This window comes from Lentzea cavernae (assembly GCF_014653695.1).
Taxonomy (GTDB): Bacteria; Actinomycetota; Actinomycetes; order Mycobacteriales; family Pseudonocardiaceae; genus Lentzea; species Lentzea cavernae.
On the sequence record NZ_BNAR01000006.1, the window covers coordinates 336,914 to 349,536 of the forward strand.

Sequence of the window (12,623 nt, forward strand, 5' to 3'; positions counted from 1 at the left end):
ACACCGTGCCACGTCGAATCCGGCAGCGGGCAGAATGGCGCGCTGTGACAACGCTCATCCACCAGAAGATCGCTGACGAGCTCGGAGTGGCCGCAGGCCAGGTCGGCTCTGCTGTCGAACTGCTCGACGGTGGCGCGACCGTCCCGTTCGTCGCCCGCTACCGCAAGGAGGCGACCGGCGGTCTCGACGACGCCCAGCTGCGCACGCTCGAGGAACGCCTCGGCTACCTGCGCGAACTGGAGGAGCGCCGCGCGGCCGTCCTCAGCTCGATCAGCGAGCAGGGCAAGCTCACCGAAGCCCTGGAAGCGCAGATCCACGCCGCCGACTCCAAGGCGCGGCTCGAGGACCTCTACCTGCCCTACAAGCAGAAGCGCCGCACCAAGGCCCAGATCGCGAAGGAGGCCGGTCTCGAACCGCTGGCCGACGCACTTCTGGGTGATCCCGGCCTGAACCCCCAGGAAGAGGCCGCCAAGTTCGTCGACCCGGCCAAGGAGGTCGCGGACGCCGCGGCCGCCCTGCAGGGCGCGCGGGCCATCCTGGTCGAGCGGTTCGGCGAGGACGGCGACCTGATCGGCGACCTGCGCGAGCAGATGTGGACGCGCGGCCGCGTCGTCTCCAAGGTCCGCGAGGGCAAGGAGACCGACGGCGCCAAGTTCTCCGACTACTTCGAGTTCGACGAGCCGTTCGCGAAGCTGCCGTCGCACCGCATCCTCGCGCTCTTCCGCGGTGAGAAGGAGGAGGTCCTCGACCTCGTCCTGGAGCCGGAGGAGCCGCGCGAGGAGGGCCCCTCGACGTTCGAGGCGCGCATCGCGTCCCGCTTCGGCATCGACGACCGCGGCCGCCCCGGCGACAAGTGGCTCACCGACACCGTCCGCTGGGCGTGGCGCACGCGGATCCTCGTGCACCTCGGCATCGACCTGCGCGGCCGGCTGCGCAGCTTCGCCGAGGACGAGGCCGTGAAGGTGTTCGCCTCGAACCTGCGCGACCTGCTGCTGGCCGCCCCGGCCGGCACGCGCGCCACGATGGGCCTCGACCCCGGCTACCGCACGGGCGTGAAGGTCGCGATCGTCGACGCCACCGGCAAGGTCGTCGCGCACGGCGTCATCCAGCCGCACGTGCCCGCGAACCGCTGGGACGAGTCGATCGCGAAGCTCGCCGCGTGGTCCAAGCAGCACAACGTCGACCTCATCGCGATCGGCAACGGCACCGCCTCGCGCGAGACCGACAAGCTGGCCGCCGACCTGATCAAGCGCCACCCCGAGCTGAACCTCACCAAGATCGTGGTGTCCGAGGCGGGCGCGTCGGTCTACTCGGCGTCGCCCTACGCGTCGTCCGAACTGCCCGACCTCGACGTGACGATCCGCGGCGCGGTGTCGATCGCGCGGCGCCTGCAGGACCCGCTGGCCGAGCTGGTGAAGATCGACCCGAAGTCCATCGGCGTCGGCCAGTACCAGCACGACCTGGCGGAGTCGAAGCTGTCGCGCTCGCTCGACGCGGTGGTCGAGGACTGCGTGAACGCGGTCGGCGTCGACCTCAACACGGCGTCCGTGCCGCTGCTGACCCGCGTCTCCGGCATCACCGCCGGCCTCGCGGAGAACATCGTGCTGCACCGCGACTCCAACGGCCCGTTCAAGACCCGCAAGGCGTTGATGAACGTCGCGCGCCTGGGCCCGAAGGCGTTCGAGCAGTGCGCGGGCTTCCTCAAGATCCGCGGGGGCGACGAGCCGCTCGACGCCTCCTCGGTGCACCCGGAGGCGTACCCGGTCGTGCGCCGCATCCAGGAGGCCGCGGGCGCCGAGCTCATCGGCAACACCGCGGTGCTGACGAAGGTGCGGCCCGAGCAGTTCGTGGACGAGCAGTTCGGTCTGCCGACCGTCACGGACATCCTTCGCGAACTCGAGAAGCCCGGCCGCGACCCGCGCCCGGCGTTCAAGACGGCGACCTTCGCGGACGGCGTTGAGAAGATCGCCGACCTCAAGCCCGGCATGGTGCTGGAGGGCGTCGTGACGAACGTGGCCGCGTTCGGCGCGTTCGTCGACATCGGCGTGCACCAGGACGGTCTCGTGCACATCTCCGCGCTCTCGAACACCTACGTGAAGGACCCGCGCGACGTCGTGAAGTCCGGTGACGTGGTGCGCGTGAAGGTGCTGGAGGTCGACGAGGCCCGCAAGCGCATCGGCCTGACGCTGCGCCTGACCGACGAGCCGGGCAAGCCCGCTCCGAAGCAGCAGGGCGGGGGCGGCGGTGGCCGTGACCGCGGCGGCCGCCCGCAGCAGCGCGGCGGACAGCAGCGCGGTGGTGGCCAGCAGCGCACCGCGCCGCCGCCCGCGAGCGGGTCGATGGCGGACGCGCTCCGCAAGGCCGGATTCGGCAAGTAGGACGGAAAACGCCCCCTCCCGCACGCGGGAGGGGGCGTTTCTCATTTGGCGCCTATTTGGCCCGCGTGCCCTTGAGCTTCACGAGCTCCGACTCGAACAGCTCCTCGACGGTGGTGAGACCGCCGGGCGCCTTCGAGTCGACCTTCGTGATGTAGGACTGCGTGGCCGAGGGCCGTCCCACCAGCGAGTAGTGCAACGCGCTGGTCAGGCCCTGGGTGTCCAGGCCGTTGGTGCTGTGGAACGCGTCCAGCACGCCGTCGCGCGAGAGGTCGCCCTTCTCGCAGGCCTTCTCGACGACCGAGAGGAACACCTTCGCGACCGTGTAGCCGTGGTCGACGTAGATCGCGGGCTTGTCGTTCGGGTAGTACTTGTTGAACGCCGCCGCCACCTCGCGCGGGCCGGGCTGGCTGCCGGTGAACGGCGCCACGGACGTCACCACGGACACCTGCTTCTCCACGGCCGGGCCGACCGGCGAGTCGAGGATCGCGGTGTCGAAGCCGACCACGTTGACCATGAACGGCACCTCCCACTTCAGCGCCGCGGCCACCCCGACGGCGGCGGCGGTCTGGGCGGGGGTGGTGCTGAGCACGACGGCCTTCGCGCCCGCGGCCTTGAGCGCGGCGATCTGCTGCGTGAGGTCGGCGGCGGTCTCGCTGATCGGCTGCTCGGCGATCTTCATGTTCCACTGCGTCCCGACGAACCGGCTGCCCTCGACGGCGTTGTCGCCGTAGCTGCCCTGGGCGTAGACGTGGCCGACGGTGTCGCCTTCCTTGATCACACCGCGACGCTTGTAGTGGTCGAGCCCGTTGATGACGTCGAGGTCGTACGTGGTGCCGACGATCATCATGTGCGGGTTGCCGAGCAAGGACGCGGCCCACGAGGCCGGCGCGGTCAGCGTCCTGGTCTGCATGATGTCGGGCTCGATCGCCGCGGTCATCGGCGTGCCCGCGAGTTCCAGCAGGCCCAGGACCTGGGGTTCCAGGTCGAAGTAGGCGTCGAGCGCCTTCTGCACGTCGTACGCGTGGTCCTTCGTCTTCAGCTCGACCTTGCGGCCGCAGATGCCGCCGCGGTCGTTGACCTGCTTCAAGTACAGCTCGTAGCCCTTCATGCGGGTCAGCGCCGAGGCTTTGAACGGCCCTGTCATGTCCGTGAGGATGCCGAGCGAGATCGTGTCGTCGGTAACGCCCGGCCCGGTCTTGACCTGGGCCTTCGCGTCTTCCTTGGCACCACAGCCGGCCACCAGGACGGCCAGGGCCAAGGCGGCGGTGGGCAGTACACGGCGGAGGGGCATGCAGAGGTCCTTGTCCAAATGATCGAGACATACTAAGCGGTAGCTCAGTATTGGGCGGGGGCCCACATAATGCCCCCTTATGTGCTACGGAACACAGCTCCGTAAGGTTCATGTGACTACCGTTCGGTTACGGAGTGTGCTAGCTCTTCGGCACCGAACGAAATGAGATACGCGTGATCGGTCACATCGCGGGTATCCCCGTGGAGTGAAAATCGTCGTCACCGGTGCGTCCGGCAACGCCGGCACCGCGCTGCGCCGCCACCCGGACCTCACCGACGCCGGTCTCGACGTGCGCGCACCGTCGTCACCGCGCAACACCACACGGGCACATCAAGATCTGAAATGGTGGCCAGAACACGACGCGCGCGATGTGCTGCGTGAGGTCATGACAGCAATGGGAGGACGTGCGTGAACGAGGTCGACGCGGTCGTCATCGGCTCCGGTCCGAACGGGCTGGTCGCCGCGACCCTGCTGGCGGACGCGGGCTGGGACGTGCTCGTGCTGGAGCAGCGCGACACGGCCGGTGGTGCCGTGGCATCGGCGGAGACCACCGCTCCGGGTTTCAGGAACGACGTCTACAGCGCGTTCTACCCACTCGGTCTCGGCTCGCCGGTCATCGGCGCGTTGAACCTCGACGTGCAGTGGGAGCACGCACCGGCCGTGCTGGCCCACGTGCTGCCGGACGACCGCGTCGCGCTGCTCTCCCGTGACGTCGACGTCACGGCGAAGTCCGTCGGCTCGTTCGCCGACTCGGACGCCGAGGCGTGGCAGGCCACGTACGCCCAGTGGCAGCAGGTCCGCCACAGCGTGCTGGAGAGCCTGCTGCGGCCGTTCCCACCGGTGCGCGGCGGCATCTCGTTGCTGCGCACGCTGGGCCTGGGCGACGCGCTGCGGCTGACGCGGCTGCTGACCCAGCCCGTGCGACGGCTCGGCGAGGAGCTCTTCGCCGGTGAGGGCGCGCGGGTGTTGCTGGCGGGCAACACGATGCACTCCGACCTCGGCCCCGACCAGGCCGGTGGAGCGGGCTTCGGCTGGCTGCTGGCCATGCTCGCCCAGGAGGTCGGCAATCCCGTGCCCCGCGGCGGCGCGGGTGAGCTGGCCGGGTCCCTCGTCCGCCGGTTCGGCGGACGCATCGAGACGGGTGCGCGGGTGACCGAAGTGCTGCACGCGCGCGGTGTCGCCGTGGGTGTGCGTCTGGAAGACGGTTCCGTTGTGCGCGCACGGCGTGCGGTGCTCGCCGACGTGCCCGCGCCGAGGCTGTACCTGGACCTGATCGGCGGTGACGCGCTGCCGTCGAAGCTCGCGCAGGACCTGAAGAAGTTCCAGTGGGACGGCGACACGATCAAGGTCGACTGGGCGCTGTCGGGCCCGATCCCGTGGACGAACCCCGAGGCCGCGCAGGCGGGCACGGTCCACCTCGGCGGCGACGTCAACGGCCTCGCGAACGTCGCCCACGAGCTGGCGTGCGGCAAGGTGCCGCGCAACCCGTTCATGATCCTCGGCCAGATGACGACGACCGACCCGACCCGCTCCCCCGCCGGCACCGAGGCGGCCTGGGCCTACACCCACGTGCCGCTGGGCGGGAGCTGGACGCCGGAGCGGCTCAAGCGCCGCGCCGACCGCCTCGAGCTGATGATCGAGGAACGCGCACCCGGCTTCCGCTCGCGCATCCTCGACCGCTCGGTACTGGGCCCCGACCAGATCGGGTCGGTCAACGGCGGCACGGCGGCGATCCACCAGCAGCTGGTCTTCCGGCCCGTACCGGGCCTCGGCCGCGCGGACACCCCGTTCGACCGCCTCTACCTGACCGGGTCGTCGGCGTGGCCGGGCGGCGGCGTGCACGGCGCGGCGGGCGCGAACGCGGCACGTGCGGCGCTCGCGCGGTGGGGTGCGGCCGGCGAGCTCTACCGGATGCTGATCCAGGGCCTGCACAAGACGATCTACTGACGTTCCGGAGCTACCGGCGGGCGAGCCTGCGGGTCCGTGAGGCCCGCAGGTAGCCCATCACCAGCGCTTCCAGGTCGGGGCGCGCGGCCTGGAAGCCCTCGGGCACGGTGCCGCCGCGCACCAGCGCCGTCGCCTGCCGCGCGGTGCGCGAGGAGTCCACGACGCCGTCCACCCCGAGCTCCAGCTCGGCGGGCCCCACGACGACGTGGTGCTCGTCCAGGATCTCCTCGATGTCACCGGACACCTGCACGCGGCCCTCGTCGAGCAGCAGCAGGTGGTCGCAGACGTCACCGAGGTCGGTGAGCAGGTGCGAGGACAGCAGCACCGTCGTGCCGCGTTCGGCGACCTCGGTCATGACGATCCGCAACGTCTCGTCGCGCGCCAACGGGTCGAGGTCGGACAACGGCTCGTCGAGCAGCAACACCTTCGGCAGCCTGCCGAGCGCCACCGCGATCGCGACCTGCGTGCGCGCGCCGGCGGACAACGTGCCCACCTTCGCGTCCTCGTCCACGCCCGCAAGGAGATCCAGCACCTCGTTCGCGCGCTCGTCCGACCAGCGGTCGTTCATCGCCGCGCCCGCCCGCATCATCTCGCGGACGGTGAACTGGTCGTAGAGCGGCCTTTTCTGGGTCAGCAGCGCCACGTCCGGGTGCATCCGGCCGCGGACCGCGGTGCCGTGCACGGTGATCTCACCGCTGGTGGGCTTCGCGAGCCCGGCGATCAGCGACAGCAGCGTGCTCTTGCCCGCGCCGTTCGGCCCGACCAGCCCGGTCACGCTGCCCTCCGGCAACGAGAACGAGCAGCCGTCGAGCGCCTTGGTGCGCCCGAAGTGCTTCGCGACGTGCTCCGCGCGCACGGGACCGGCGTTCATCGTGCTCCCAAGTCCACAGTGGACATCATTCGGCGGGCATCAGTAGTGCGTGCCCCGCACGTCGGTGTAGATCGCGTCGACCTCGTCGCCCGAGAGCCCCTCGTCCACCGCGCGGTCCATCCACTGCTCCAAGTCCTGCCGCAGCGGCGCGTCCGCCTTCGCCGCGTCGGTGGCGAGGGAGGCGGTGACGAACGTGCCCATGCCCCGCCGGCCCTCCACGAGCCCCTCGTGCTCGAGCTCGCGGTACGCCTTCAGCACGGTGTTGGGGTTGACCCTGGTGGCCTCCACGACCTCCCGTGCCGTCGGCAGCTTGTCGCCGGGTCCGAGCAGGCCCATCCTCATGGCCTGCTTGACCTGCGCGGCGATCTGGAGATAGGTGGACACCCCGGAGTGCCGATCGATGCGGAACTCGATCACGCCGCCCAGCATAGGTGTCCACCCGTCCACCTCCGGTCACACCTGCCTTCGCACTGCCCACGTCGAGCCCAGCACGAACAGCACGGCCAGTCCGGCGAAGATCGAGCCTTCCAGCAGGTGCAGCGTGGTCGCCTGGCCGGCGGGGACGATGTCCGCGTACCGCTGCGCGAGGCCGTTCTCCCGGAAGCAGGCCGACCAGTCCACGCCGCCCTGCGCGTCGGCCCTGTCCGTGCAGTTCATCATCGGCGTCGGATCGGCGACCACCGCGCCTCCCGAGTCCAGGAAACCCGCGTCCACCACCAGTGGGCGGCCGGGGACGACGGCGTTGACGTCCAGGTCGTTCGTGATCAGGCGGGTCGGCGTGACGAGGGACTCGCGCACGTCACCGATCAGGACCCGTGCCGCGATGAACAGCCCCAGCGTCACCGTCATCGCCACGAGCGTCCGCTTGAACAGCGCGCCCGCGGCCATGCCGAGCGTGTAGGCGAAGAGCGTGTAGGCGAGCGGTGACACGCCCTGCGCGTCGAAGCTCGTGAAGTAGAACGTGCTCGCCGAGAGCGGCCCGAGCTCACCGGCCGCTTCCAGCCAGCTGTGCACGACGAGCTGGTAGACGCCCACCACGACCAGCGCGGGCAGGCCCGCGACGAGGAACTTGGTCACCGTCCAGCGCGTCCGGCCGACCGACTGGGTGAACGCCAGCGCGTGCGTGCCCTGCTCGAACTCCCGCGCGAACAGCGGCGCGCCGATGAAGACACCGATCAGCACGGGCGCCGCGAGCACCGTGCCCTGTGCGAGCCGCAACCTGTCGAACCAGGTGTCCTGGAAGCCGTCGGCGGCCCGGATGCCGCACTCGGAACCGAACGGGAGGCACCCCGCGAGGTCGCCCGCCTGCAGGTCGGCGACCATTCCCGCCCGCAGCAGCAGAACGGCGGCGACGCTGACGACCAGCCCGGCGACCAGCGTGATGAAGACGGGCCGCTGCTGCCGCCACACGATCCACGTCACGCCGCCACCTCCACGCGCATGTGGGCGAGGGCGAGCCCGCTGAGCGTCCGGTGATCGGCGTGGGCGCGCAGCAGGTCGCTGACGTCACCCGCGAGCCGCACCCGTCCGCCGGCCAGCAGCACGAGGTGGTCGCACACGTCCTCCAGCTCCGCCAGCACGTGCGACGACAGCAGCACCGTGATGCCCTGCGCCCGGCACTCCCGCACCAGCGTCGTCAGCACGGTCTCGCGCGCCAGCGGGTCGAGGTCCGCGAGCGGCTCGTCCAGCACCAGCAACCGCGGCCGCTTGCCCAGCGCCAGCGCGAGCGCGACCCGCGTCCGCTGCCCGCCGGACAGCGTCCCGACCTTGGCCGCGAACGGCACCCGCGCCTTCTCGACCAGCTCCTCGGCGTACGCCTGGTCCCAGCCGGGATTGGCGTTGCGGCCGTACCTGAGCGTCTCGGTGACCGTGAACTGCGGGTACAGCGGCTTGGCCTGCGTCAGGAACGCCACCGCCGGGTGCATCCCCCGCCCGGTCGGCGCGTCGCCGAACACCGAGATCCGGCCCTCCGTCGGGCGCAGCAGCCCGGTGGTCATGCCCATCAGCGTGCTCTTGCCGGCCCCGTTCGGCCCGACGAGCGCGACGATCCGCCCCGCCGGGATCTCGAGCGTGCAGTCGCGCAACGCCCAGCCCCGCGAGTACTTCTTCCCCAGCCGCTCGGCGAGGACCGGTTGCTCCCTCTGACTCATGGGAGCAACCGTAGCACCCTTTCACTAGTTACCTAGTGAAAGGGTGCTGCCCGGCCCTTGGCCAGGTCGTCGAGGCGCTGCAGGGTCTCCTTGTTGCGCGGGGTCAGCAGGAAGTCCTGCACGACGTCCGGCATCAGGGTCGACGGCCCCCGCACCACCCGCTCCGTCATCCGCACCTCGGTGACCGACTCGGAGCGCGCCAGCAGCGTGAACGTGATCCGCGCGGCCCCGGCGGGCCACAGCCGCGCGTCGAGCTCGAGCAGCCGCGACGGCTCGCAGCGGACCACCTCGGTGGTGTCGCTGATGACGAGCGGCCACGGCCCCACGCTGTGGTGGATGCGCGTACCCGGCTCCGGCCAGCCCTTGTCCACGTCGCGGATGTGCGACGCCCCGACCACCCAGCCCGCGTAGGACCAGCCGTCGGCGAGCACCGCCCACACGGCTTCGAGGGGCGCTTCGACGTTCAGAGAGACCTCAGCCATGCAGGGGAAGTACCCCGCGGATCAAGAGGTCACGCTTTGCCGGTACTCGGCCGCCTCGGGCTCGAGGACGTACTCGAGCATCTGGCCGGAGTGCTTCTTCAGCAGCTCCCGCACGTCCTCCGGCGTGGCGTAGAAGAACTCGCGGCGCATGTTGACCCGGTTGACCCGCCGGTCGGACAGCGCCTGGTGCAGCTTCGTCTCCAGCGAGACCGCGTCGGCCGAGTAGTGCAGGATGTGGGTGTCGTAGCGGAACGGCACCGACGCGTCACCGAGTTCGAGCACGCGCTCCTCGGGGTGCAGCCGTCGGGTCATGCCGATCTTGACCATCTTCGGCCCGAACGCGCCCAGGTTGCTGATCACGTACACGTACCCGGCGCGGATGTTGGCTTCTCGCTGGTGCACGCCCTCGATCCCCGAGACCACCTTGTCCAGTTCGGACTGGAGCTCGTCGGCCGCGGCGACGTCTCCCTTGGCCAGCAACGCCCTGCGGACGTTCTCCAGGTGCTTGCGCTCCTTCTCGAGCTTCTCCAGCTCGCGGCGGAACTCGGCCTGGGCCTTGGCCTCCTCGCGCAACCGCTCGCGCTCGGCGCGTTCGGCCTCCTTCTCCTCCTGCTTCTTCTGCAGGTAGTCCGCCGTGAGCTCGAGCTCGCGCATCCGCAACCTCTCGTAGCGGTCGTTGATCTGGATGCTGAGCATCTTGCCGAGCTTCTCGATCGCCTCGGCGGCGCGGACCAGCCGCTTCTTGGCCGCGTCCACGGAACCGGCCTTCATCACCCGCAGGCTGTTCTCCGCCTCGGCGTTGTACGAGCGCAGCATGAGCTTGCACCAGTCGGCGACCATCTTGGTGCCCTCCCGGCTCGACCCGTTGAAGGTGAAGTTGCCGCTGCCGGTGACCGCGGTCTTGTCCCGGATCATCTGCTTCATCGCGTCCTGCACCCGGTCGAGCTCGCGCTTGTACGCCTCGGAGTTGTCCAGCGGGTGGTGGTAGCGGAACACGCCGGCGTCCTGGAACATCAGCTCGTCGGTGAACGGCACCAACGTCGTCTGCGCGGCCGCCAGTTCCGCGCGCAGCTGGGCGAGCCCCTGCTCGAAGCCCTGCTTCTGCAACGCCAGCGCCTCGTCCTGCGCTCGGCGCTCACCGGCCAGTGCCTCGTCCTGCGCCCTGCGCTCGGCCGCGAGGGCCTGCTGGTGCGCCTGTCTCTCGCCGGCGTGCGCCTGCCGCAGACCGGCGAGTTCGGCGCGCATGCGTTCGATCTCCTGCCGCACCTGCAGGTGGTCGAGTCCACCGATCTGCTGCAGGTACCCGTTCAGCTGGTTGACCTGGTCCTGGAGCCCACCCGCGGCCTGTTCAAGCGAAACGATCTTCTTCTGCTTGCTGCCGAACATCGGTGGCTCCCTTGGCGCGACGACACGTACCGGCGTCATCGCGAGGCGCGCCGCGGCCGTTAGACCACTCGGGCAAACCCACCCGAAAGGACCATCACGACGCGATTCGGCGGGTGCGGCGGCTCTCGGACCTGCGCTGCAGGTGGTCCGCGGTGAGTTCCAGCTCGTACGCGCGCAACGCCTGGTAACGCGGCGAGAGGCGGAGCCCGAAGGTCCCGCTGAGGCGTTCGATCGCCGACGCCGCGCGATCGAGCCGCCTCCTCGCCGCGTCCAGGCCGCCGGCTCGCAGCATGCGCAGGCAGTTCTCGGCCTCGCAGTTGTACGAGCGCAGCATGAGCGCGGACCAGTCCTCGACGAGCCTGCGCCCGGTCGCGTCCGATCCGTTGTAGGTGACCTGCCCGCCACCTTCGACCGCCGCACCGGTTTTGATCAGGGTCTTCATCTCGTCGTGGATGAGGTCGAGCTGCGCCTGGTGGTCCGCGGCGGCGTCGGCGCGGAACACCCCTGCCCGTTGCATGGTCAGCTCGTCCCTCAACGGCTGGAGCTCGGCGCGAGCCGTGTCGATCCGGTGCCGCAGCGCTACGAGTTCGGCACCGGCTCGGTCGACCTGGTCCAGCACGTCGGTCCGCGTCGACCGGGCGTCACCGATCCGGGTGAGGAGGTCCTGCAGGCCTTCCACGGCCCGCTCCAGCTCAGCGATCCGGCGATCTTTGCGACGGAGCACGCCTACCTCCCCGATCCGCGACGAAAGGCCCATGACCGTTCCATCGCACGGAGGAATCCGCCGTTATCCCCGACGTTATGCACTCACTCCATCGAGTGATCCCACGAAACGGACGAACCCTTCGGGGTCCTCGCTCGTGGCGGACTGCTGCAAGATCACGCTGGTGGCGCCCGCCGCGGCGACCTGGGAGACCAGGTCCGAGACGAACGCCTTGTCGCGCGAGTCCGTCTCCACGTAGACGACGAGCGGGTGCTCGCGAGTCGCCCTCATGGCCCTGACCCTGTCGAGGTCGGCCGACGCGTCGAGGATCGTGCCGTCGCCGACCTCCCCGGCGAGGTCCAGGGTCTTGCCGCCCAGCCCGCCCACGTAGATCGGCATGGGCGCGGACGGCGGCCAGTCGAGCGCGACGCCGCTCAGCTTCACGTACCGGCCCTCGACCGTGACGCGTTCACCGGCGAGCAGCGCCTTCAACGCGTCGGTGTACTCGCGCAGCAACGTCAGCGGGGAGGCGACCCGCGCGCCGACCTGGCCCATCCAGTCCTGCACGCCGTGCCCGACACCGATCGTGACGCGGCCGGGGAACAGCCTGTCGAGCGTCGCGGCCTCCATCGCGGTGATCGCGACGTTGCGCAGCGGCACCGGCAGCAGGCCGACGCCGACCTTGAGCCGGGAGGTCCAGGCGAGAGCGGCGGAGGCGCAGGCGATGCCGCTCTCGAGGAAGCAGTCCTCCCACAGCCACAACGAGTCCACACCGGACTCCTCCGCGGCGAGGACGACGGAGCGCAGGTTCTCGGGCGGGAGCTGGGGCCGGTAGACGGCGCCGAGTGTGGTCACCCGTCCACTACTACCGGCCCCACCCCCAGTTCGGCAACAGACCTCAGCAACCGCAGTTGTGGTAGGTGACGTCCCAGTGGTTCGACTCGAGGTAGTAGATGTTGCCCGCGTTCGACTTCCACTTGTTGCCACCGATGGACGAGAAGCTGCCCTTGATGTAGTTCGTGACGCAGCTGGACAGCCGGTAGTCCACCTTGTACCCGTTCCAGTGCGAGTACGTGCCCGACGCGTGGCCGGTCTCCGTGCCGCCGGTGATGGTCAGCGCGCAGCCCGACGCGCTCTTGAACGTCTTGGCTCCCGCGATGGTCGTCTGGTTGATCTGCTCGAACGAGGTGCAGTTCGGCTTGTTGCGGTCACTGCAACCACCGCTCGACGCCCAGGCGATGCCGGCCGCGCGCAGCTGCGCGGTCGCCTGCGAGTGGGTGTACTTCGCCGGGGCCGCCGACGCGACGGACGCGCCCATGATCAGAGCGGCGAACATCGCGACCACGGCTGCGATCGTGCGAACGAACATGTGCTCTCTCTCCTTATGCCCGAGGTGCGGCGGAAGTTAGGGAGAG

General features: G+C 70.0%; 13 protein-coding genes. 3 read left to right on the plus strand and 10 right to left on the minus strand.

The genetic code is table 11. From position 1 onward, the window contains the following. Positions 1 to 44 precede the first annotated feature (44 nt). Positions 45 to 2,378 (plus strand): Tex family protein, encoded by a 2,334-nt coding sequence (locus IE307_RS21885; RefSeq protein WP_229904952.1) that lies wholly within the window; start codon positions 45 to 47, stop codon positions 2,376 to 2,378. Positions 2,379 to 2,430: 52 nt separating this feature from the next. Here IE307_RS21885 and IE307_RS21890 read toward each other — a convergent pair whose 3' ends face one another. Continuing rightward, positions 2,431 to 3,669 carry an ABC transporter substrate-binding protein gene (locus tag IE307_RS21890; RefSeq protein ID WP_191300446.1) on the minus strand — a complete coding sequence of 413 codons (1,239 nt, stop codon included), beginning with the start codon at positions 3,667 to 3,669 and terminating at the stop codon, positions 2,431 to 2,433. 205 nt (positions 3,670 to 3,874) lie between these two features. Here IE307_RS21890 and IE307_RS21895 point away from each other — a divergent pair, with 205 nt between their 5' ends. Both IE307_RS21895 and IE307_RS21900 read left to right on the plus strand, forming a co-directional pair. Continuing rightward, on the plus strand, positions 3,875 to 4,081 hold the full coding sequence (locus tag IE307_RS21895; protein WP_191300448.1) for an NAD(P)-dependent oxidoreductase: 207 nt from the start codon (positions 3,875 to 3,877) through the stop codon (positions 4,079 to 4,081). Beyond that, a complete protein-coding gene (locus IE307_RS21900) occupies positions 4,078 to 5,616 on the plus strand; it encodes a phytoene desaturase family protein (RefSeq protein WP_191300450.1) in 1,539 nt (512 codons plus the stop codon). The genes IE307_RS21895 and IE307_RS21900 overlap by 4 nt, the downstream gene beginning before the upstream one ends. A gap of 10 nt (positions 5,617 to 5,626) precedes the next feature. On the opposite strand, the gene IE307_RS21905 is transcribed toward IE307_RS21900, so the two are convergent. From IE307_RS21905 to IE307_RS21945, 9 genes are all read right to left on the minus strand, one after another. Continuing rightward, entirely contained in the window at positions 5,627 to 6,487 is an 861-nt protein-coding gene (locus IE307_RS21905) for an ABC transporter ATP-binding protein (protein ID WP_191300452.1), read from the minus strand. 39 nt (positions 6,488 to 6,526) lie between these two features. Then, positions 6,527 to 6,904 (minus strand): GntR family transcriptional regulator, encoded by a 378-nt coding sequence (locus IE307_RS21910; protein WP_229904953.1) that lies wholly within the window; start codon positions 6,902 to 6,904, stop codon positions 6,527 to 6,529. 36 nt (positions 6,905 to 6,940) lie between these two features. After that, a complete protein-coding gene (locus tag IE307_RS21915; protein ID WP_191300456.1) occupies positions 6,941 to 7,909 on the minus strand; it encodes an ABC-2 membrane transporter-related protein in 969 nt (322 codons plus the stop codon). Next, a complete protein-coding gene (locus IE307_RS21920) occupies positions 7,906 to 8,637 on the minus strand; it encodes an ABC transporter ATP-binding protein (protein WP_191300458.1) in 732 nt (243 codons plus the stop codon). The genes IE307_RS21915 and IE307_RS21920 overlap by 4 nt, the downstream gene beginning before the upstream one ends. A 32-nt stretch (positions 8,638 to 8,669) precedes the next feature. Then, entirely contained in the window at positions 8,670 to 9,119 is a 450-nt protein-coding gene (locus IE307_RS21925; protein WP_191300461.1) for an SRPBCC family protein, read from the minus strand. 21 nt (positions 9,120 to 9,140) lie between these two features. Continuing rightward, a complete protein-coding gene (locus IE307_RS21930) occupies positions 9,141 to 10,505 on the minus strand; it encodes an SNIPE associated domain-containing protein (RefSeq protein WP_191300463.1) in 1,365 nt (454 codons plus the stop codon). Between the two features lie 94 nt (positions 10,506 to 10,599). Then, a complete protein-coding gene (locus tag IE307_RS21935) occupies positions 10,600 to 11,229 on the minus strand; it encodes an SNIPE associated domain-containing protein (protein ID WP_191300465.1) in 630 nt (209 codons plus the stop codon). 75 nt (positions 11,230 to 11,304) lie between these two features. Continuing rightward, a complete protein-coding gene (locus IE307_RS21940) occupies positions 11,305 to 12,063 on the minus strand; it encodes an LLM class flavin-dependent oxidoreductase (protein WP_191300467.1) in 759 nt (252 codons plus the stop codon). Between the two features lie 43 nt (positions 12,064 to 12,106). After that, the gene (locus IE307_RS21945) at positions 12,107 to 12,577 is read right to left on the minus strand and encodes a hypothetical protein (RefSeq protein ID WP_191300469.1); all 471 of its coding nucleotides are present in this window, start codon (positions 12,575 to 12,577) and stop codon (positions 12,107 to 12,109) included. Positions 12,578 to 12,623 lie beyond the last annotated feature (46 nt).